Raw genomic sequence first — 20,890 nt, forward strand, 5'->3', positions numbered from 1 at the left:
CATCAAGAAAGGACACCGCCATGTCGGCCACGAAGATTCTCTGGGGACAGATTCTCGCCGTCTTCGTGATCGTGCTGACCACGACCTGGACCGCGACCCAGTGGACGGCATGGCAGCTAGGCTTCCAGCCGCAACTCGGCCGGCCATGGTTCGAGGCATTTGGCTGGCCAGTCTACCATCCGCCGGCCTTCTTCTGGTGGTGGTACTTCTACGACGCCTATGCGCCTTCGGTTTTCGTCGAGGGCGCCTACATCGCCGCATCCGGCGGCTTCATTGCCATCGCGGTCGCCATCGGCATGTCAGTGTGGCGAGCCCGCGAGGCCAAAAATGTCGAAACCTATGGTTCGGCGCGCTGGGCGCGAGCCGACGAGGTGCGCGCCGCCGGCCTGCTTGGGCCCGATGGCGTGGTGCTCGGCAGGTTCGATCGCGCCTATCTTCGCCATGACGGGCCAGAGCATGTGCTGTGCTTCGCGCCGACCCGCTCCGGCAAGGGCGTCGGCCTGGTCGTGCCCTCGCTGCTGACCTGGCCGGGCTCCGCCATCGTTCACGACATCAAGGGCGAGAACTGGCAGCTCACTTCCGGCTTCCGCGCCCAACATGGCCGCGTGCTGCTGTTCGATCCCACGAATGCGAAGTCGTCCGCTTACAACCCGCTGCTCGAAGTCCGCCGCGGCGAATGGGAGGTCCGCGACGTCCAGAACATCGCCGACATCCTGGTCGATCCCGAAGGGAGTTTGGAACGCCGCAATCATTGGGAGAAGACGTCCCACGCACTCCTCGTCGGCGCTATCCTGCACGTTCTCTACGCTGAGACCGACAAGACACTCGCAGGCGTCGCCGCCTTCCTCTCCGACCCCAAGCGGCCGATCGAGTCGACGCTCGCCGCCATGATGAAGACGGCGCATCTCGGCGAAGCTGGACCGCACCCGGTCATCGCATCGGCCGCGCGCGAGCTGCTGAATAAGTCCGACAATGAGCGGTCGGGCGTCTTGTCGACCGCGATGTCGTTTCTCGGACTCTATCGCGATCCCGTGGTGGCGGATGTTACGCGCCGTTGCGACTGGCGCATCACAGACATTGTTGGCGGAGCGCGACCGTCGACGCTCTACCTCGTCGTGCCGCCATCTGACATCGCGCGCACCAAGCCGCTGATCCGGCTTATCCTCAATCAGATCGGACGCCGACTGACGGAGGATCTCAACGCCAAAGGCAGGCGGCACCGGCTGCTGCTCATGCTCGACGAGTTTCCCGCACTCGGGCGCCTCGACTTCTTCGAGAGCGCCTTGGCGTTCATGGCGGGCTATGGGCTGAAGAGCTTCCTGATCGCCCAGTCGCTCAATCAGATTGAGAAAGCGTATGGTCCGAACAACTCGATCCTCGACAACTGCCATGTGCGCGTGAGCTTCGCGACCAATGACGAGCGCACGGCCAAACGCGTCTCCGACGCCCTCGGCACCGCGACCGAGATGCGGGCAATGCGAAACTACGCGGGGCACAGGCTGAGCCCATGGCTCGGCCATCTGATGGTTTCGCGATCGGAGACGGCGCGCCCACTGCTGACGCCGGGTGAGGTGATGCAGCTCCCGCCCGCCGACGAGATCGTGATGGTGGCCGGTACGCCGCCGATACGCGCGAAGAAAGCCCGCTATTTCGAGGATCGCCGGTTTCAGGAACGCGTCCTGCCACCACCCGCGCTCGCGAGGCCAGCCGCGGGAAAGCCGGACGATTGGAGCGCCCTGCCATTGCCGTCGCGGCCGCAACCCGATGCAGCCGCGCAGCAGGACGGCACCGGCGATGACGACTCGACCGGCTCCGAACGGCGTCAGCAACCGGAGCTGACCGCGGTAAAGCCTGTCGAGAGGAAGGCGCCGATCGACAACGAGTTCGAGCTCGATGGTCCCGACGACGCCGATGACGACGACGCCGCGCGCGCAGGCCGGCTGAATCAGGTGATGCAGGGCGTCGCGCGGCAGGTCTCGCTCGATCCCAGTGACGGGATGGACCTCTGAGCGTGGTGAACATGAAGATTCCGAAGAAGCAGCGCCTCTCGGTCTATCTCGATCCGGATATCACGAAAGCGCTCGCCGCTTATGCCGCGCGTCGCGATCAATCGCGATCCCTGGTCGCGGAAGCGGCCATCGCATCCTTCCTATCGCCCGACGCCGCCGAGCGCCAAGAGGCCGCGACCACCAAGCGATTGGACCAGCTCGACCGGCGCATGACGCGCATGGAACGCGACCTTGGCATTTCCGTGGAAATGCTCGCAGTGTTCGTCCGCTTCTGGCTCACCACCAACCCGCCACTTCCGGAGCCAGCCCAGGCGGCCGCACGCGCACAGGCCGGCGAGCGGTACGACGCCTTCGTCGCCGCACTCGGGCGGCGACTCGCGAAGGGACCGAAAGTGCGTGAGGAGATTTCGGACGACGTAGTAGGTGTCCCGGGCGCGGAATAATCATCGCGCCGGGCATCGCAAGAGTTTGTCAGTTCCGCCGTCGCCCTCTCTTTGTACGCCAGAGCACTACGACCCCGTTCTGCTTGTTGTCATGCCCTGATTTCTGCCTCTTCTACTCATCCCCGATCCAGGGCCGCTTGTTTGCGGTCCCGCGCAGAACGGGGACGACATGGCGGTTTCTCACCAGCAATCAGAGGCGATCCTTCGAGGCGCGCGCATGTTGCGCACGGCCCTCGGCCCCGCCATCGCCGGATTCCTGGAAGACCCGTCGATCGTCGAGGTGATGCTCAATCCCGATGGGCGGCTCTGGATCGACCGGCTGTCCGAGGGACTCTCCGATACCGGAGCGCGCCTGTCGCCCGCGGACGGCGAGCGCATCGTCCGCCTGGTCGCGCATCATGTCGGCGCCGAGGTTCATTCCGGTTCACCGCGCGTTTCGGCCGAGTTGCCCGAGACGGGGGAGCGCTTCGAAGGCCTTCTGCCGCCCGTCGTCGCCGCGCCGGCATTCGCGATCCGCAAACCTGCCGTCGCCGTCTTCACGCTCGCTGACTATGTCGCCGCCGAGATCATGTCCGCCGAACAGGCGGAGGTGCTCCGCCGCGCCGTCGCGGACCGCCGCAACATCCTCGTCGCCGGCGGCACCTCGACCGGCAAGACCACGCTCACCAACGCCTTGCTCGCCGAGGTATCGAAGACCTTCGACCGCGTGGTTCTGATCGAGGACACGCGCGAGCTGCAATGCGCCGCGCCCAACCTCGTAGCCATGCGCACCAAGGATGGCGTCGCATCGCTGTCCGATCTCGTCCGCTCCTCGCTTCGCTTGCGCCCTGATCGCATTCCGATCGGAGAGGTGCGCGGCGCCGAGGCGCTGGATTTGCTCAAGGCCTGGGGGACGGGCCACCCGGGCGGCATCGGCACGATCCACGCCGGCACCGCGCTCGGCGCGCTGCGCCGCCTTGAGCAACTCATTCAGGAAGCCGTCGTCACCGTCCCGCGCGCGCTGATCGCCGAGACCATCGATCTCGTCGCGGTGCTCAGCGGTCGCGGCTCGACCCGTCGCCTCGCCGAACTCGCCCGCGTCGAAGGCCTACAGCCGGACGGCGACTACCGCGTCATCCCCGCAACCCAGCCCGCCCCAGGAGAACCCGAATGATCCGCCATGCCCTGCGCGCTCGCCGTCATATCGCGACGGCCGCGTCCGTCGCCGTCTTCAGCATGATGCTTGCGCCAGCAGCCCATGCTTCCGGCTCTTCGATGCCGTGGGAAGCGCCGCTGCAATCGATCCTCGAATCCATCGAGGGGCCTGTGGCCAAGATCATCGCTGTGATGATCATCATCATCACAGGGCTAACGCTAGCCTTCGGCGATACGTCAGGCGGCGCGCGGAAGCTGATCCAGATCGTCTTCGGCCTGTCGATCGCCTTCGCCGCGTCGAGCTTCTTCCTGTCCTTCTTCTCCTTCGGCGGCGGAGCGCTCGTCTGATGGCGAGCCTGACCGACAGCGTCGGCGACGTGCCAGGCTTCGCCGTCCCGGTCCATCGGGCGCTCACCGAGCACATCCTGCTCGGCGGCGCGCCGCGCTCCATCGCGATCCTCAACGGCACGCTGGCGGCGGCGCTCGGCCTTGGCCTGCGGCTCTGGCTGGTCGGTCTCGGGCTCTGGGCGATCGGGCATTTCGCGGCGGTGTGGGCGGCCAAACGCGATCCACAATTCGTCGACGTGGTGCGCCGTCACCTGCGCATCCCCGGCCATCTAAGCGCGTGAGGCCCCGATGATGCACCTTGCCGAATATCGCCGAACCTCAACCCGTCTCGCGGACTTCCTGCCCTGGGCCGCGCTCGTCGGCGAGGGCATCGTCCTCAACAAGGACGGCAGCTACCAACGCACCGCCCGCTTTCGCGGTCCCGACCTCGACTCCGCGGTGCCGGCCGAGCTCGTCGCCGTGGCCGGCCGGCTCAACAATGCTTTCCGCCGGCTCGGCTCGGGATGGGCGATTTTCGTCGAGGCCCAGCGCCATGGCGCCGGCACCTATCCGGCGAGCCGCTTTCCCGATGCCGCGTCGGCTCTGGTCGACGCCGAACGCAAGGCCGATTTCGAGGAAGACGCCTCGCACTTCGAGTCGAGCTACTTCCTGACCTTCGTCTACCTGCCGCCGGCCGAGGACGCCGCCCGCGCCGAAAGCTGGCTCTATGAAGGCAAGGCCGATAACGGTCTCGACCCTCGTGAGGCGTTGCGCGGCTTCGCCGATCGCACCGACCGCGTGCTCCAGCTCATCGAGAACTTCATGCCGGAATGCGCATGGCTCGATGGCGGCGAGACGCTGACCTATCTGCATTCGACCGTCTCGACCAAACGCCACCGCGTGCGTGTGCCCGAGACGCCGATGTATCTCGACGCGTTGCTGGCCGATCAACCGCTCACCGGCGGACTGGAGCCGCGGCTCGGCGACGCGCATCTCCGCATCCTTACCATTGTCGGTTTTCCGACCGCGACCACGCCCGGGCTGCTCGACGACCTCAACCGGCTCGCCTTTCCCTATCGCTGGTCGACACGCGCCGTCCTACTGGACAAGACCGACGCCACCAAGCTGCTAACCAAGATACGGCGGCAGTGGTTCGCCAAGCGCAAGAGCATCATGGCGATCCTCAAGGAGGTGATGACCAACGAGGCTTCGGTGCTCGTCGACACCGATGCGGCGAACAAGGCGGCCGATGCCGACCTCGCGCTCCAGGAACTCGGCGCGGACTATGCGGGTCAGGCCTATGTCACCGCGACGGTCGCTGTCTGGGACGCCGATCCACGCATCGCAGCCGAGAAGCTCCGGTTGGTGGAGAAGATCGTTCAAGGCCGCGACTTCACCGCGATGGCGGAAACGATCAACGCCGTCGACGCCTGGCTTGGCTCGCTGCCGGGCCATGTCTACGCCAACGTCCGGCAGCCGCCGATCTCGACGCTCAATCTCGCCCATATGATTCCGCTGTCGGCGGTGTGGGCGGGGCCGGAACGGGACGAGCATTTCGGGCAACCCCCCTTGCTCTACGGCAGGACCGAAGGCTCGACCCCGTTCCGGTTTTCCCTTCATGTCGGCGATGTCGGTCACACGCTCGTCGTCGGGCCGACCGGCGCCGGCAAATCGGTGCTCCTGGCGCTGATGGCGCTGCAGTTCCGGCGCTATCCCGGCTCCCAGGTCTTCGCCTTCGACTTCGGCGGAAGCATCCGAGCTGCAGCGCTCGCGATGGGCGGCGACTGGCACGATCTCGGCGGCGGCCTGACAGAAGGCGCGGCTGACAGCGTCTCGCTGCAACCGCTCGCCGGCATCCACCACGTGCCGGAGCGCGCGTGGGCGGCTGATTGGATCGTCGCGATCTTGCAGCGCGAGGGCGTGACGATCGCGCCAGAGGTGAAGGAATACATCTGGACGGCGCTGACCTCGCTGGCGAGCGCGCCCGTCGTCGAGCGCACCCTGACCGGACTCGCCGTCCTCCTTCAATCGAACGATCTCAAACAGGCGCTGCGGCCCTATTGCGTCGGGGGCGCCTATGGCCGGCTGCTCGACGCCGAGAGCGAGCATCTTGGCGAAGCCGTTGTGCAGGCGTTCGAGACCGAGGGCCTGATCGGCACGGCCGCCGCGCCGGCCGTGCTCGCCTATCTCTTCCACCGCATCGAGGACCGCCTCGACGGCAGCCCAACGCTGCTCATCGTCGACGAAGGCTGGCTGGCGCTCGATGACGAGGATTTCGCCGGCCAGCTCCGCGAGTGGTTGAAGACGCTCCGCAAGAAGAACGCGTCCGTCGTCTTCGCCACCCAATCGCTCTCCGACATCGACAGTTCTGCGATCGCGCCGGCCATTGTCGAGAGCTGCCAGACGCGGCTGCTGTTACCGAACGAGCGCGCGATCGAACCGCAGATCACCGCGATCTACCGCCGCTTCGGGCTCAACGATCGCCAGATCGAGATCCTCGCCCGCGCGATGCCGAAGCGCGACTACTACTGCCAATCCCGCCGAGGCAACCGACTCTTCGAACTCGGTCTGTCCGACGTGGCGTTGGCGCTCTGCGCCGCCTCCTCAAAAACCGATCAGGCGGCGATCGAGCGCGTCATCGCAGAGCACGGCCGCGAAGGTTTCCTGCCGGCCTGGCTGCGTCTGCGCGGCGTCGCCTGGGCCGCCGACCTCATCCCCAACCTCAATAACCTGGAGACCCAGCCATGATCTTCCGTCGCTCACGCGCGGCGCTTCTTGCCGCATCGATCCTTTCCGTCCCCGTGGCGATGTCGCCCGTGATGATCCAGCCGGCGTCCGCGCAATGGATCGTCTACGACCCGACGAACTACGTGCAGAATGTTCTCTCCGCAGCTCGTGCCCTGGAGCAGATCAACAACCAGATCACCTCGCTTCAGAATGAAGCGACGATGCTGATCAACCAGGCGCGAAACCTCGCGAGCCTGCCTTACTCCTCGCTTCAGCGCCTGCAGCAGTCCGTGCAGCGGACGCAGCAACTCCTCGGCCAGGCGCAGCGCATCGCCTACGACGTCCAGCAGATCGACCAGGCCTTCACCTCCACCTACGGCAATGCGTCGATGTCGGCGTCCGACCAGCAACTCGTAGCGCAAGCGCGCGAGCGCTGGCAGAACACCGTCGGCGGCCTGCAGGACGCCATGCGGGTGCAGGCCGGTGTCGTCGGCAACATCGACACCAACCGCGCCGAGATGTCGGCGCTCATCGGCCAAAGCCAGGGCGCGACCGGCGCCTTGCAGGCGGCGCAGGCAGGCAATCAGCTCCTCGCGCTCCAGGCGCAGCAGCTCGCCGATCTCACGGCCGTCGTCGCTGCGAACGGACGAGCTCAAGCGCTGACCGAAGCGGAGCGTGCGGCGGCTGCCGAGCAGGGCCGTGAGCAGCGCCGCCGCTTCCTGACGCCCGGCGTCGGCTATCAGCCCGGCAACGCCCGCATGTTCCCGAATGGCAACTAAGGCCCCCCAAGAGGATCGTGTCATGGACGGCAAGCTTCTAGCGCGCCTCGGCGCCGTCGTCTTCGTCGCCGTCGCCATCACCGCGACGGCGATCGAGATGACCCGGAAAGAGGAAGACCCCGCCGGCCAAGCGCTGCAGCCGGTTGAAGTCACGCCGGCTGATCCGCTGCGCCAGGCGCAACGGCGCTGCCAACTGCTCGGCGAGGCCGCCGCGCGGGATACCGAATGTCTGCGCACCTGGGCCGAAACCCGGGACCGATTCCTTGGCGCTACGCCCGCGCCAGCATCGCCCCAGCCGCAGGACGGACGGTGAACCATGGGCGGCACCGGCGTCATCGACCAGTTCCTCGGCGTATTCACCAGCTACATCGATAGCGGCTTCGGCCTGCTCGGCGGCGAGGTGGCGTTCATCGCAACCACGCTGATCGTCATCGACGTGACATTGGCCGCGCTGTTCTGGAGCTGGGGCGCCGACGACGACATCATGGCGCGCCTGGTCAAGAAGACGCTGTTCGTCGGCGTCTTCGCCTACATCATCGGCAACTGGAACAACCTCGCGCGCATCGTGTTCGAAAGCTTCGCCGGGCTCGGCCTGAAGGCGTCGGGCACGGGATTTACCGTCGACGATCTCATGCGTCCCGGCCGTGTTGCGCAGACCGGCCTCGACGCCGGCCGGCCGCTGCTCGATTCCATCTCCAACCTGATGGGCTGGATCGCCTTCTTCGAGAACTTCATCCAGATCGCCTGTCTGTTGTTCGCCTGGGCGCTGGTGCTGCTCGCCTTCTTCATTCTCGCCGTCCAGCTCTTCGTCACCCTGATCGAGTTCAAGCTGACGACGCTCGCCGGCTTCGTGCTGATCCCGTTCGGCCTGTTCGGCAAATCCGCGTTCATGGCCGAGCGCGTCCTCGGCAACGTCATCTCGAGCGGCATCAAGGTGCTGGTCCTCGCCGTCATCATCGGCATCGGCTCGACGTTGTTCTCTCAATTCACCGCCGGGTTCGCTGGCCAGACGCCCACGATCGACCAGGCCATGGCGATCGTGCTCGCCGCACTGTCGCTGCTGGGTCTCGGCATCTTCGGTCCCGGTATCGCCAACGGCCTCGTCTCGGGTGGTCCGCAGCTCGGCGCCGGCGCCGCGGTCGGCACCGGACTCGCGGCGGGCGGCATAGTGGCGGCGGGCGCTGCGACTGTTGGGGCCGTGGCATCTGGCGGCGGCGCCCTTGCTGGAGGAGCCGCCGCCGCCGCCCGTGGCGGTGCGGCGATGGCGGGCGGCGCTTCGACCGCTTACAGCCTTGGCGCCGCTGGCCAGTCGGGCGCCGCAGGCGTGGCGTCAGGCTTGGGCGGGGTCGCACGCGCAGCCGGCGGCGCGGCGGCTTCGCCCCTCCGCCGGACGGCCTCGCGCGCCGCCGATAGCATGAAGTCGAGCTTCTCCGAAGGCGCCAAGTCCGCGTTCGCCGCCACCGGCGGCACATCGACCATGGGTACGATCGGCGGAAGCGCGGCCGAGGCTGCGCCATCGCAGGCTGCTGACGGGCCGCCGGCCTGGGCCCGCCGCATGAAGCGTTCTCAAGCCCTGAGCCACGGTGTGACCGCGGCCGCCCATGCCGTGCGCAGCGGCGACAGCCATGGCGGCGGCTCTTCCATCAATCTCTCCGAAGGCGATCGCTGATGTTCAGAAGACCCTCCGTTCACTACGGCAAGACGCCCGAACCTGAGACGCCCTACCAGCGCGCCGCTCAGGTCTGGGATGAGCGCATCGGCGCCGCGCGCGTTCAGGCCAAGAACTGGCGCTTCATGGCGTTCGGCTCGCTGATCCTGTCCGCTGGTTTCGCGGCGGCGCTTGTCTGGCAATCGGCGCGCGGAACGATCGTCCCTTGGGTCGTTCAGGTCGACAGGCTCGGCCAGGCGCAGGCAGTCGCGCCCGCTGTCGCCGACTATCGTCCGACTGACCCGCAGATCGCCTTCCATCTCGCGCGCTTCATCGAGCAGGTTCGATCGATTCCGTCCGACGCTATCATCGTCCGGCAGAATTGGCTGCGCGCCTACGATTTCACGACCGACCGCGGTGCGATGGCACTGAACGACTACGCGCGCTCGAACGACCCCTTCACCAAGGTCGGCCGGCAGCAGATCGCTGTCGATGTCTCCAGCGTCATCCGGGCGTCGCCCGACAGCTTCCGCGTCGCCTGGGTCGAGCGCCGCTACGAGAACGGCCAGCTCGCCGAGACGACCCGCTGGACCGCCATCCTCACCATCGTCATGCAGGTGCCCCGCAATGCCGACCGGCTGCGCGCCAACCCGCTCGGCATCTACGTCAACGCCATCAACTGGTCACGGGAGCTTGGGCAATGAAGCCGTCTTTCCGTAAAGCCGGAAACCCGGCTTCTCGCACTTCCACATTTGCGATTCTGCTGCTGTGCACGTCGGCCCTCGCCGGCTGCGCCACGGCGAACAGGCCGCCGGAGATCTCCTACGATGACGCAGTGCCGGCGGCGCTGAGCGCCAATCCCCCGGCTCCCGTGCGCGTGGTCGAGCTGCCGAGACCTCTGCCGCTCCCTGGTCAGATGAAGCCCGTCGAGCCATCCCGCGGCACACCCGAACCCACCGATCCGACAGCGCGCGTCAATCAGGCCAACGCCGCCGCGCGCGTGCAGCCGGTCCGCGACGGCTTCATCAACGCCATGCAGGTCTATCCCTATACGGGCGGCGCGCTCTATCAGGTCTATACCGCCGTCGGCCAGATCACCGACATAGCCCTTCAGCCGGGCGAGCAACTGGTCGGCTCCGGTCCAGTCGCCGCCGGCGACACGGTTCGCTGGATCATCGGCGATACGCTGAGCGGCGCGGGCGCGACGAGCCAAGTCCACATCCTGGTGAAGCCCACCCGCGCCGACCTGATGACGAATCTCATCATCAACACGAACTTGCGCACCTACCACATGGAACTTCGCTCGACCGAGCGCACCTATATGGCTTCGGTGTCCTGGCAGTATCCGCAGGATCAGCTCATCGCGCTGCGGCGCCAGAACGCGCAGGCAGAGGCCGCTAGGCCAGTCGCCACCGGCGTCGACCTCGCCAACATCAATTTCCGCTATGCGATCGAAGGCGACCGCGCACCTTGGCGACCGCTGCGCGCCTACGATGATGGTCGCCAGGTCTTCATCGAGTTTCCCCGCGGCATCGGCCAGGGCGAAATGCCGCCGCTGTTCGTAGTGGGTCCGGAAGGCAACACCTCCGAACTCGTGAACTACCGCGTTCGCGCAAACTACATGATCGTCGACCGCCTGTTCGCGGCCGCCGAGCTGCGCTTCGGCGCAGGCGACCGCCAGAAACGCGTCCGGATCGTCCGCACCGATGGGAGGCCCGCGTCGTGAGTGAGCCTGGCCCCCGGAAAGAAGAACAGGAGGCGCCGCTGACCGGGCCGGCCGACGACGCTGCCGCCCCAATGCGGCTTCGTGCGGAAGCGCCGCGCGTCACGCGCCTCTCGCGCAAGGTGCTTGCCGGCATCGGCCTTCTGGCGAGCGTCGGGATCGGCGGCGCGTTGATCTATGCGCTCCAAACCCGCGAGGGGGGGACGCCCGCCGAGGAACTCCACTCGACCGACAATCGCTCGACTGCCGACGGCCTTTCCGGATTGCCGCGCGATTATAGCGGCGTTCCGCAGCTTGGCCCGCCGCTCCCGGGCGACCTCGGGCGCCCCATCCTGGGCGCGCAGAATCGTGGTCAGCCGTTGCCAGCCCAAGCCAATCCTGGTCTTAGCGCCGAGGAGCAGCGCCGTTTGCAGGAGATCGAGACTGCGCGCGTCAGCAGGCTTTTCACCGGGACGGAGAACCGTCCAATGGCGTCGACGGGCCCCGCGGCTGCGACGATCGCGCCACCGCCGGCGCCTGACCTCGCCGGCCTCGGCCTCGCGCCACCACCTGCCACACCATCAGCGCAAGATCGACAGCTTGCATTCCTCAATGCGGCCGCCGATCGGCGCACGGTGGCACAGGATCGCGTTGCGGCGCCGGCGTCCCCCTATATCCTTCAGGCGGGCGCCGTGATCGCCGCCGCGCTCATCACGGGCATCCGCTCCGATCTTCCGGGCCAGATCACCGCGCAGGTGACGGAGAACATCTACGACAGCCCGACAGGGCGCATCCTGCTGGTGCCGCAAGGGACGCGGATCATCGGCCAGTACGACAACAATGTTCAGTTCGGCCAGAGCCGTGTGCTCCTGGTCTGGAATCGGCTGATCCTCCCGAACGGGCGCTCGATCGTCCTCGAGCGTCAGCCCGGCGCCGACGCTGAAGGCTATGCGGGCCTTCAGGATGGCATCGACTATCATTGGTGGGAACTGGCAAAGGCGGCGGGACTATCCACGCTGCTGAGCATTGGCGCCGAGCTCGCCACCAACGACGACGACCGCCTGATTCAGGCGATCCGCAACGGCGGGCAAGACACCATCAACGATGCGGGCCAACAGATCGTCCGCCGCCAGCTCAACGTCGCGCCGACGTTGACCATACGGCCGGGCTTTCCCGTTCGCGTTATCGTCACGCGTGACCTGGTCCTCGAACCCCACGGAGGCTAACCGATGGCCAAGCTAAGGCTAGGGCCGCTCGAAGACGACAAGCCGGTGAAACTCTCGGTGGAATTGCCCGCTGCTCTTCACCGCGATCTCATCGCATATGCGGAGATCCTTGGCCGCGAAAGCGGCAAAGCCGTCGAGCCCGCCAAGGTCGTCGCACCGATGATCGAGCGTTTCATGGCGACGGATCGCGGTTTCGCGAAACTCCGCCACGCATCCCGTTCCCGTTCGCGACCGGCGGACAGCGCTCCTCCAAAAGCCGAATGAAATGCCCCACTGCAGGGTTGTCGTCGTGGCCCTTCCAATAGGCGCGATAGACGATATGAGTCGAGCCATTGCCGTCGCGCGCTTCACGATGGACCACGCCCTCATAGTTGGCGCCCATGCACGCTTCGCACATCACGCTGACGCCGTAGCCAGCGCCGACCAGGCTCTTGATGTTCTCCAGACTAACATCGTGCCGAACGACCTTAGGCAGATCGCCGGGAGAAGCCAGCTTGGCAACAAGGATATCATAGATCTCCGGGCCGGGATCGCGCTCGCACAAGAGGAACCGTTCGCGCTTCAAGTCAGTCCAGTAAACAATCTCGTTGGCGGCGAGAGGATGGTCCTGAGGCAGGGCAACGATAATGCGCTCGCTCCACAGCATCATCGAGCGGTTGCCGTCCAGTGCGGGCTCGCCGGTAACGATGGCGATGTCGATCTTGCCGTTCTCGATTCCCTTGGACAGTCGTGCCCGCGAGCCTTCGACCGTGCTGATGTGCACCTGCGGAAAGCGCCGAGAATACTCAATAAGCGTGGCGCGGAGATTGCCCGCCGACAACGACGTATAGAATCCGATTGTGATGTGTCCGGCTTCGCCCCGCCCCACCGCCTTGACGCCATCGATCACAACCTCCAGCTCGTGGAGGACGCGCCGCGCGCCGTGGATGAAGTCGCGCCCAGCCGAGGTCGGTCGCACGCCGCCATTGGTTCGCTCGAAAAGCCTAACGCCGAGTTGATCCTCGAGATGCCTGATCCGGCGGCTCAGATTGGATTGCTTCAGTGCGAGCGAATCCGCCGCCTTGCGGAAGCTGCCATGGTGTGCCGCCGCCTCGGCATAGCGTAGATGTTTAAGCTCGATCGACACGAGAGCGCTCGTTTCGTTGCACTGAAACGGCACAATCACGGAACGCACCGTGTTCAGCATACGTCGAAAGCGCACAGGAGACGTCGACCATTCGTGCAGCCGCAACGACATAGCGGAGATGACGCAGTTCGATCCTCAGGGCGCAGTCTCCCTCCCTTTCCATAGAACTCCGAAGGCTTTGGCTCGTGAAGCTGATGGAGCAGAAATGCCGCTGTCAGAGGCTCTGGATCACCTTCTCCAGCTTGCCTCTCACGGTTTGCGCTTTATCGGCGAGCTCACGGTTCTGAATCGCCTGCATAGAGGCGACAGGATCGACTGCCGCGATTTCAACCTCGCCAAGCCTAAGTTCCTGGACGATGACGTTGCAGGGCAGCATCGTCCCGACCTTGTCCTCGAGCTTGAGCGCCTCTAACGCGAGCGCCGGGTTGCAGGCCCCGAGGATCGTATAGGGCCGAAAATCCGCGTTCACCTTCCGCTTAAGGGTTTCCCGGATGTCGATCTGCGTGATGACGCCAAAGCCCTCCGCCTTCAAGGCTTCCGTCGTGCGTGTGAGAGCATCGTCGAATGACGTCGAGAGCGTTTTTGCAAGGTAGTAGCTCATGACCTTGATCCTTTCTGGTTAGACGCTGTCTCTTACCGACGGCGTGAAAAGATGTACTTGGCGAGGGCGATCGCCGCGAGCACGAGAACAATGATGATGACGAGCCAGAAAAAGCCCATGCCCCACATCATTCCTCCACCCATCATGTCTTGCATCATCGGTTGACCTCTTCCACGAGTCCGCCCGCCTGCTGGAGGGCCGGGAACCCGCCGGCGACATGCGCTACGTTCGTGATGCCCATTTCCTTGAGGGCCTTGGCGCCAAGAGCGGAGCGGTTACCTGATCCGCAGTAGAGCACCAGCTTCTTGCCCCCGCCCAGCTCCGGCTTGTGCGTCGGGCTGGTCGGATCGGCCTGGAACTCGAGGAATCCGCGCGGCACATGCACGGCACCCCGGAGCTTACCTGTCTTTTGCAGCTCCTCGGCCTCGCGCACGTCCACAAACATCACGCTGGGGTCGCCCACCAACTTCGCTGCTTCTGGGCCCGAAAGCGTCTCGATGTCCCGGCTTGCCTCAGCCACTAGATCCTTTGCACTTTTCGTCGTCATGATTGGCTCCTTCACTCGTCCCACGGTGCGTCGAGCGCATCGAGGGGGATCTTGAGATAACGTATGCCGTTTTCCTCGGGCTCAGGCAGCCGACCGCCCTGGATGTTCACCTGCAGGGAGTGCAGGATGAGCTTCGGCATAGGCAGCTCGCGGTCGCGCTTCTCGCGCAGGGCCACGAACTCCTCTTCCGTTCTTGCCTTTACGAGGTGCGTGTTCCTGGCCCTCTGCTCAGCCACTGTGCTTTCCCATTCCGGCTTTCGACCGCCAGGGCAGTAGTCGTGCCCGGTGAACAAGCGGGTGTCGTCGGGCAGCGCCATGATGCGTTGAATACTGTTCCACAGCACCTTTGCTGAGCCGCCAGGGAAGTCGGCCCGGGCTGTGCCGCCATCCGGCATGAAGATAGTGTCGTGGATGAAGGCGGCGTCGCCGACCACGTAGGCGATCGAGGCGAGCGTGTGCCCCGGCGTGAACACCACCTCGACGTCCATGTTGCCGATCTTGAAACGTTCGCCGTCGGCGAAGAGCCGGTTCCATTGCGAGCCGTCTGGCGGGAAGCTGTCGGGCAGGTTGTAGATCCCCTTCCAGAGCTTCTGGATCTCGACGACCTTCTCGCCGATGGCGGTCGGGACGGCTGTCTTGTCCTTGAGGTAGCCGGCCGCCGAGAAATGATCGGCATGCGGATGGGTGTCCAAAATCCACTCCAGCGTGTAGTCCTCCTGGTCGATATGCGCGAGGAGCTGATCGGCCGAGTGAGTGGCCGTAGCGCCGGACTTCGGATCGAAGTCCAGCACCGGGTCGATTATGGCGGCGCGCTTCGTCTCCGGATCGGCGACGACATACTGGACGCTAGACGTGCGCTTCTCGAAGAAGCCCTTCACGACAGGGTTGCCTTTCAGAGGCGAAGACGAGGCGGGCATGCAGTTTGCTCCTTTCGATTGATTCATGGCTGAGTGGCTGTCAGCGCGAGGAGCCCTCGGGCAATAATGTAGAGGCCGACCACGATCACGAGGCCGGCGAAAAGCGTGCCCAGCATTTGCTTGCGGCTGGCGACAACTTTTCCAAGTGCCGTCCCGACCAGCCCACCGACGAGCCCCCCGAGCACGAACAGGCCGGAGAGCCACCAGTCGACGAGCCCTGAGAGCGCGTAGCTGGCGGCCGTCGCCGCCCCGAAGGCCGCCACCCCAACGAGCGAGGTGCCGATGGCGAACGCGAGCGGCATCCGGGTCGCGAGCATCAATCCCGGTACGATCAGGAATCCACCGCCGATCCCGAAGAACCCGGAGAACACTCCGACAGTGAAGCCGATCCCGAGAAGAAGAGGCAGGAGCTCTCGCGCAGTCTCGGACGAGAGGCGTACGTCCGGGTTGCCGCGGCCCTCCCGCCTGCGGAGCATCACGGCGCCGATCACGACCATCACGACGCCGAACAACGCCAGAAGCTTCTGGCCATCGACGGCTTTGGCGACGGCCGCGCCAGCAAATGCGCCGAGGACACCGGCGGCAGCGAAGACTGCGGCGCACCGCCATTTGACGTTGCCGGCGCGCCAGTGCGGGAAGAGATTGCCAAGGGCGCTCGCGGAAACAGCGACAGCGCTTGTGCCGATGGCCACGTGGGGCGAGGCCACGCCGACCACGTAGACCAGCAGCGGCACGGCAAGGATCGAGCCGCCACCGCCCACGAGCCCGAGAACCAGCCCCACGATGCCGCCCGAGCCTGTGGCCAGGAGAGAGGTGATGAGGTCGGGCATTAGCCGTCTACTCCCGCCGGCCCGCGTCGGAAGGTCACCTGTGGCCAGTCGTCCGGGAGCAACCGGAACAGGGCCATGCCGGTCATCATCGCCGTGATGAAGACGAAAACCTGCCAAGGCCCGAAGGTAAGCGCGGTCAAAGCCGGGCCCGGGCAGAGGCCGACCAGGCCCCATCCGACGCCGAAGAGCACGGCCCCACCGATCAGGCGCGGATCAAGATCGCGGCGGGTCGGGATCTCAAGCCGCCGCGCGAAGACCGGGACACCTCGGCGCTTGGCGAGGAGGTATCCGAGCGCAGACACTGCGAGGGCGCCGCCCATCACCAAGGCAAGGCTCGGGTCCCAGTTGCCGAAGACGTCGAGGAACCCGAGCACCTTCGCCGGATTGACCATCTCGGAGATGACCAGCCCGAGGCCGAAGAGCAGCCCGGAGGCGAAGGCGGAGATGATGAGGGACATGGAGTCAGCCTCCGAGAACATGACGCGTGATGAAGACAGTGGCGATGGCCGTGGCCATGAAGACCGCTGTCGCGGCGAGCGAACGTGGCGAGCCGCGTGCGACGCCGCAAACGCCGTGACCGCTGGTGCAACCTGCCCCGAGACGGGTGCCGAAGCCGACGATCAGGCCTGCGACGGCCAGAAGCTCTATCGAAGGAGTCAGGGTGATCTGCGGCAGCGCGCCGCCAAGCGCGGCGTAGAGGAATGGGGCGAGGAAGAGGCCGGCGACGAAAGCCAGGCGCCAGCCGATCTCATTGCGGGCAGGATGAATGAAGCCGCCGAGGATGCCGCTGACACCCGCGATGCGGCCATTCAGGAAGAGGAACAGAGCCGCGGAGGCGCCGATCAACAGGCCGCCGAGCAGCGCTGATACCGGAGTAAAGTTGTCCATTCCTTCGACCCGATCAAAACATTAGACGATCCCTATTTAGGGTTGCCTTCATATCTGCGCAAGTGCGATGATATGCATCTACGACGGGTGAACGATGGAAACCGTTGGTGGTATCGGGTTACCATTCACCTCGCGAGTTTATCCAGGCTCGCGCCAACCCGTGACCGTTTCCGGTCGTTCGGGGGCAACAACATGCGGGAGGAACGGCTCGTTCATAGAGTCGCTGATCCTCCTGCTGCTGAGGAACTGCGCCACGCCTGCGCCCAGTCGCCCACCAAGCAACCTTGATGAGAGCCGATGCCCTTCATATGTATGAAACTATGAAGATAGAAGAGATGTTCCAAGCGGTAGAGCAAGCGACAGACCTCTTGAAGGCGCTTGCCAGTCGGAACCGCCTTCTCCTCCTCTGCTACCTTTTGGAGGGCGAGAGGTCGGTCGGCGAACTCGCTCGCCTCATCCAGGCACGGGAGACAGCTGTCTCGCAACAACTGGCGCTGCTCCGCAAGGATGGCTTGGTTCGCACCCGGCGTGAGGGCCAGACTGTCTACTACACGCTCGCGAGCACAGAGGCCGCCAAAGTCATAGAGACACTCCATGGAATATATTGCGCGCCGATCGCGGAAGCAGCCGCTGTCGCGCCCGCGGCGGTTGCTGGCAGCGCTAACGACCAGTCACATGTGAAGAACAGCCACACCGGACCTGAAAACTCAGATCCTCAGGAGAATTGATCATGAACTACTGCCGTCGCGATGGCCTCGACGGAAGCCGTCCATAATTCGGCCCTGCACGAAGCAACGCATGAGGTTCGCCAAAAGCGCGCGCGTCATGGACTCCAAGCCGCCGGGAGCCTGAACATGAACTTTCGCCAACTGTATGAGCCGGAATCTTCAACCTACACTTACCTGTTCGGCTGCCGCGACACAGGAGAAGCCGTGCTTCTCGATCCGGTCCTGGAGACGTTGGACCGGGACCTCTCCGCTCTCCAGGATCTCGGTTTAAGGCTCGCATACACACTCGAGACGCACATCCATGCCGACCATGTCACATCCGCTTGCCGGTTGCGGAGCATCACTGGATGCAAGGTGGCTTATCCTGAGCTGGACGGTCTTCCTTGTGCCGACGTGGGCGTGAGCGAGGTCAACCCGCTGTCCGTCGGTCACCTCACATTCAATCCCCTCTATACTCCTGGCCACACCGACTCGCATCACAGCTACCTCATCGACGTTCCTGGCGTGACGAGGGTTTTCACAGGCGATGCCCTTCTGATCGACGGGTGCGGACGAACGGACTTTCAGGGCGGTGACGCGGCCGCGCTCTACCGCTCGATCCACGAGAAGATCTTCACTTTGCCCGGAGAAACTCTCGTCTATCCCGCCCATGACTACCAGCACCGCCACGTTAGTACGGTGGAGCAGGAGCGCGAGCGAAACCCGCGTCTTGGCGCCGGCAAAAGCTTGGACGAGTTCATCCAGATCATGAGCGATCTCAACCTGCCATATCCGAAGCGGATCGATATCGCTCTGCCCGCCAATCGAATGTGCGGGGACTGCCCGGATGAGGCCGAGATCATGAGAGCTGAACCGGAAGGACCATCGATACAAGGCTAGCTCGCCCTGCTGCATCTTCCGCCGATCTGATCAAGGGGTTCCCTCATGCTTCTTTCACGTCGAACGGTTCTGGCGGGAGCTGGCGTTCTTGGATTAGGCATTGCGGGCTTTGCTGCTCGCCCTATCCTGTGGCCTAGGAGCGGAACTGACACACAGGCGCTCAAGATCCCACCCCTACTCGACCCGCGGGCGAGCGGGGGATCTGCCTCGCTTCGCGTGCAGACTGGAACAACCGAGTTCTACCCTGGACGGTTCAGCGAGACGCTCGGATACAATGGGTCTTACCTCGGCCCGACCATCCGGGTCAGGCGGGGAGATTCCGTCCAGGTCAACGTCAAGAATGAGCTTGCTGAGACCACCACTGTGCACTGGCACGGCCTACTCGTTCCAGGCCCGCTGGATGGGGGGCCGCACCAGCCTATCAGTCCAGGTCAGACGTGGCGTCCGCTGCTCCCGATCGACCAACCGGCTGCCACCTTGATGTATCACTCGCACGTTCACGGGCTCACCGCGGAACAGGTTTATCGGGGCCTGGCAGGCGTCTTCATCATTCAGGACGACGAGGAGCAGCGTCTCGGGCTTCCGAACGACTATGGAGTGGACGACCTGCCGCTTGTCCTACAGGATCGTCAGTTTGAGGACGGCCTGCTCGTAATGCCAAACGGCATGATGACGCTCATGCAGGGCAGGCGCGGCGATATCGTTCTGGTAAACGGCACTCCTAACCCCGTGGCTCAGGTGCCTCCACGCCTCGTGCGGCTACGCATGGTGAACGCGTCAAACGCGCGCGTCTACGATCTTTCATTCGAGGACAAGAGGGCCTTCCACTGGATCGCGACCGAGGGCGGCCTTCTTGAACGACCGGTGCAGTTGCAATCGATACGCCTTGCTCCCGGGCAGCGCGCCGAACTGCTGGTGGACTTCTCGGATCGAAGCCCCGTGGGGCTGCTAACTACCGCTGATTCCAACTCGAGAATAATGGGCATGATGCCTATGATGCAAGACTTCGGCCGAGACCGTGTTGCGGGTGGAGCGTTCATCAGGTTTGAGCCGGGCGCGGCTGCTTCGGGAGCCGCATCCGTGCCTAAGCTGCTCATCGCACAGGAGCGGGTTCAGCCTTCGGCAGCGATACGGCGGCGCCGGCTGGTCCTCAACATGGGTATGGGCGGAATGATGGGCGGCGGCATGATGGAAGAACAGATGTCGGGCGACACTAGAACGGAAGCCGGTCCCATGGCTGCCCCGTTCAGCATCAATGGCCGCCCCTTCGACATGCGGCGGATCGATGAGAGCGTGACCCTTGGCAATACGGAGATTTGGGAAGTCTCGGGCGAGATGATGGCTCACCCGCTCCATATCCACGGCGTCCACTTCGAGGTGCTGAGCAGGGCGGGAAGGAAGCCAGACGTCCTGGATCAGGGACTCAGAGATACAGTTCTGGTGCGCGAACCCGCGGAGCTGCTCGTCAAGTTTAGCAAGGCCTCGCAGGGCTACCCCTTCATGTATCACTGCCACATTCTGGAGCACGAGGACAACGGAATGATGGGCCAATTCTCCGTCGAATAGCTATCGGCAATGTTTGGCCCTGTCCGGCTCATTACGTGAATGCTTCTGCGAAACAACGACGCGACGCCCGTCGACAGCTCGCCCCGAAGAAGGAGTGCATTCTCTCCGCTGGGATGCCGTGCTTCTTCTGCGTCGTTGTCGTTCCGTGCGCGATCCCGGCGCATACGCGGCCGTGACCCATGTGGTGGAGCACTTCAGTGTTCATGATCGGATGAGCCGCAAATGGCGGGTGGTCTGGCGTCTCCAGCCCGTAAGCCTCGTGAGGGCCAACGAGAAGCTTGAGCAGCGCCGCCGCGTCGGGCGGGTGCGCCCATTCCGGCAGCCCGTCGCGGCGGCGGAAGAATTGGTCGCTAGGCCGCCCTGCGATAAATTTCGGCACGAACCAGTAGCCGCGACGCATCGAAAGCGATACGGAAGCAGCTGTTCGAGCCACGTCGCAGGCGATATCGGCACCCGAATTGCCGCCGCCGACCACCAGGACGCGCCTGCTCTGCACCTCATCGGCCGAGCGGGAGGTCACCGAATGGCGGATAGCGCCGCCGAACGCCTCGGCACCCGGCAGCTCCGGGATGATCGGGTCCCATAGCGTTCCAGATGCGCAAACAAGGGCAGCGTATTCGCGAGACTGGCCGCCCGAGTGGAACCGTTTGCTCGATGCCATGACCAGGTTGTTGCGCAACGGCGCCCGCATCACTGCCTCGAATGGCACCCGCGCCCGACTCGAGGAGATGAGATGGCCGATTTTTATCGGGTCACCCCGCCGGGAGGCGACGGAGGCCGCGCTTCGGGAATGGCGTGAACGCAGAAACGCGT

Annotated in this window: 25 protein-coding genes; 16 read left to right on the forward strand and 9 right to left on the reverse strand. The window is 64.8% G+C overall.

Annotated features, from left to right (window positions below; genetic code table 11):
* Nucleotides 1-20: 20 nt before the first annotated feature.
* From DFR49_RS20105 to DFR49_RS20165, 13 genes are all read left to right on the forward strand, one after another.
* The gene (locus tag DFR49_RS20105; RefSeq protein ID WP_012114865.1) at nt 21-2,009 is read left to right on the forward strand and encodes a conjugal transfer protein TraG; all 1,989 of its coding nucleotides are present in this window, start codon (nt 21-23) and stop codon (nt 2,007-2,009) included.
* An 11-nt stretch (nt 2,010-2,020) separates the two neighbouring features.
* Nucleotides 2,021-2,452, forward strand: a complete 432-nt coding sequence (locus DFR49_RS20110) for a ribbon-helix-helix domain-containing protein (protein WP_012114866.1) — start codon at nt 2,021-2,023, stop codon at nt 2,450-2,452.
* A gap of 169 nt (nt 2,453-2,621) precedes the next feature.
* On the forward strand, nt 2,622-3,605 hold the full coding sequence (gene trbB / locus DFR49_RS20115; protein ID WP_012114867.1) for a P-type conjugative transfer ATPase TrbB: 984 nt from the start codon (nt 2,622-2,624) through the stop codon (nt 3,603-3,605).
* On the forward strand, nt 3,602-3,934 hold the full coding sequence (locus DFR49_RS20120) for a TrbC/VirB2 family type IV secretion system protein (RefSeq protein ID WP_012114868.1): 333 nt from the start codon (nt 3,602-3,604) through the stop codon (nt 3,932-3,934). Before trbB ends, DFR49_RS20120 begins: the two co-directional genes overlap by 4 nt.
* Nucleotides 3,934-4,215, forward strand: coding sequence for a VirB3 family type IV secretion system protein (locus tag DFR49_RS20125; protein ID WP_012114869.1), 282 nt, complete (start codon nt 3,934-3,936; stop codon nt 4,213-4,215). Before DFR49_RS20120 ends, DFR49_RS20125 begins: the two co-directional genes overlap by 1 nt.
* Before the next feature lie 7 nt (nt 4,216-4,222).
* On the forward strand, nt 4,223-6,661 hold the full coding sequence (gene trbE, locus DFR49_RS20130) for a conjugal transfer protein TrbE (protein WP_012114870.1): 2,439 nt from the start codon (nt 4,223-4,225) through the stop codon (nt 6,659-6,661).
* The gene (gene trbJ / locus DFR49_RS20135; protein WP_012114871.1) at nt 6,658-7,419 is read left to right on the forward strand and encodes a P-type conjugative transfer protein TrbJ; all 762 of its coding nucleotides are present in this window, start codon (nt 6,658-6,660) and stop codon (nt 7,417-7,419) included. Before trbE ends, trbJ begins: the two co-directional genes overlap by 4 nt.
* Nucleotides 7,420-7,441: 22 nt before the next feature.
* Nucleotides 7,442-7,732 (forward strand): putative entry exclusion protein TrbK-alt, encoded by a 291-nt coding sequence (trbK-alt, locus tag DFR49_RS20140; protein ID WP_012114872.1) that lies wholly within the window; start codon nt 7,442-7,444, stop codon nt 7,730-7,732.
* Between the two features lie 3 nt (nt 7,733-7,735).
* Entirely contained in the window at nt 7,736-9,088 is a 1,353-nt protein-coding gene (trbL, locus tag DFR49_RS20145) for a P-type conjugative transfer protein TrbL (RefSeq protein WP_012114873.1), read from the forward strand.
* Nucleotides 9,088-9,771 carry a conjugal transfer protein TrbF gene (gene trbF / locus DFR49_RS20150; protein WP_012114874.1) on the forward strand — a complete coding sequence of 228 codons (684 nt, stop codon included), beginning with the start codon at nt 9,088-9,090 and terminating at the stop codon, nt 9,769-9,771. The genes trbL and trbF overlap by 1 nt, the downstream gene beginning before the upstream one ends.
* Nucleotides 9,768-10,793: a P-type conjugative transfer protein TrbG gene (gene trbG / locus DFR49_RS20155; protein WP_012114875.1), complete on the forward strand. Its 1,026-nt coding sequence runs from the start codon at nt 9,768-9,770 to the stop codon at nt 10,791-10,793. Before trbF ends, trbG begins: the two co-directional genes overlap by 4 nt.
* A gap of 71 nt (nt 10,794-10,864) precedes the next feature.
* Complete coding sequence (locus tag DFR49_RS20160) at nt 10,865-11,995, forward strand: TraB/TrbI/VirB10 family type IV secretion system protein (protein ID WP_086017104.1); 1,131 nt, start codon at nt 10,865-10,867, stop codon at nt 11,993-11,995.
* Between the two features lie 3 nt (nt 11,996-11,998).
* Nucleotides 11,999-12,259, forward strand: coding sequence for a DUF2274 domain-containing protein (locus DFR49_RS20165; RefSeq protein ID WP_078947110.1), 261 nt, complete (start codon nt 11,999-12,001; stop codon nt 12,257-12,259).
* Here DFR49_RS20165 and DFR49_RS20170 read toward each other — a convergent pair.
* From DFR49_RS20170 to DFR49_RS20200, 8 genes are all read right to left on the reverse strand, one after another.
* Nucleotides 12,168-13,121, reverse strand: coding sequence for a LysR family transcriptional regulator (locus DFR49_RS20170; protein ID WP_211325953.1), 954 nt, complete (start codon nt 13,119-13,121; stop codon nt 12,168-12,170). The two genes, DFR49_RS20165 and DFR49_RS20170, sit on opposite strands and share 92 nt — an antisense overlap.
* 214 nt (nt 13,122-13,335) lie before the next feature.
* On the reverse strand, nt 13,336-13,722 hold the full coding sequence (locus DFR49_RS20175) for a DUF302 domain-containing protein (protein WP_012114877.1): 387 nt from the start codon (nt 13,720-13,722) through the stop codon (nt 13,336-13,338).
* A gap of 32 nt (nt 13,723-13,754) precedes the next feature.
* On the reverse strand, nt 13,755-13,880 hold the full coding sequence (locus tag DFR49_RS22440) for a hypothetical protein (protein ID WP_281271806.1): 126 nt from the start codon (nt 13,878-13,880) through the stop codon (nt 13,755-13,757).
* The gene (locus DFR49_RS20180; RefSeq protein WP_012114878.1) at nt 13,877-14,269 is read right to left on the reverse strand and encodes a rhodanese-like domain-containing protein; all 393 of its coding nucleotides are present in this window, start codon (nt 14,267-14,269) and stop codon (nt 13,877-13,879) included. Before DFR49_RS20180 ends, DFR49_RS22440 begins: the two co-directional genes overlap by 4 nt.
* An 11-nt stretch (nt 14,270-14,280) precedes the next feature.
* Nucleotides 14,281-15,186, reverse strand: coding sequence for an MBL fold metallo-hydrolase (locus tag DFR49_RS20185; RefSeq protein ID WP_012114879.1), 906 nt, complete (start codon nt 15,184-15,186; stop codon nt 14,281-14,283).
* Nucleotides 15,187-15,209: 23 nt separating this feature from the next.
* Nucleotides 15,210-16,016, reverse strand: a complete 807-nt coding sequence (locus DFR49_RS20190; RefSeq protein WP_012114880.1) for a sulfite exporter TauE/SafE family protein — start codon at nt 16,014-16,016, stop codon at nt 15,210-15,212.
* Entirely contained in the window at nt 16,016-16,474 is a 459-nt protein-coding gene (locus DFR49_RS20195) for a DUF6691 family protein (protein WP_012114881.1), read from the reverse strand. Before DFR49_RS20195 ends, DFR49_RS20190 begins: the two co-directional genes overlap by 1 nt.
* A 4-nt stretch (nt 16,475-16,478) precedes the next feature.
* Nucleotides 16,479-16,904 carry a YeeE/YedE family protein gene (locus DFR49_RS20200; protein ID WP_012114882.1) on the reverse strand — a complete coding sequence of 142 codons (426 nt, stop codon included), beginning with the start codon at nt 16,902-16,904 and terminating at the stop codon, nt 16,479-16,481.
* Between the two features lie 287 nt (nt 16,905-17,191).
* On the opposite strand from DFR49_RS20200, the gene DFR49_RS20205 reads away from it, so the two are divergent.
* The 3 genes from DFR49_RS20205 (at nt 17,192) to DFR49_RS20215 (ending at nt 20,077) form a co-directional block, all read left to right on the forward strand.
* Complete coding sequence (locus DFR49_RS20205) at nt 17,192-17,632, forward strand: ArsR/SmtB family transcription factor (RefSeq protein WP_012114883.1); 441 nt, start codon at nt 17,192-17,194, stop codon at nt 17,630-17,632.
* A 126-nt stretch (nt 17,633-17,758) separates the two neighbouring features.
* On the forward strand, nt 17,759-18,511 hold the full coding sequence (locus tag DFR49_RS20210) for an MBL fold metallo-hydrolase (RefSeq protein WP_012114884.1): 753 nt from the start codon (nt 17,759-17,761) through the stop codon (nt 18,509-18,511).
* A gap of 45 nt (nt 18,512-18,556) precedes the next feature.
* Entirely contained in the window at nt 18,557-20,077 is a 1,521-nt protein-coding gene (locus DFR49_RS20215; protein WP_012114885.1) for a multicopper oxidase family protein, read from the forward strand.
* A gap of 31 nt (nt 20,078-20,108) precedes the next feature.
* Here DFR49_RS20215 and DFR49_RS20220 read toward each other — a convergent pair whose 3' ends face one another.
* Nucleotides 20,109-20,768 carry an NAD(P)-binding domain-containing protein gene (locus DFR49_RS20220; RefSeq protein ID WP_012114886.1) on the reverse strand — a complete coding sequence of 220 codons (660 nt, stop codon included), beginning with the start codon at nt 20,766-20,768 and terminating at the stop codon, nt 20,109-20,111.
* Nucleotides 20,769-20,890 lie beyond the last annotated feature (122 nt).

This window comes from Hephaestia caeni, from assembly GCF_003550065.1.
Lineage (GTDB): Bacteria > Pseudomonadota > Alphaproteobacteria > Sphingomonadales > Sphingomonadaceae > Sphingomonas > Sphingomonas caeni_A.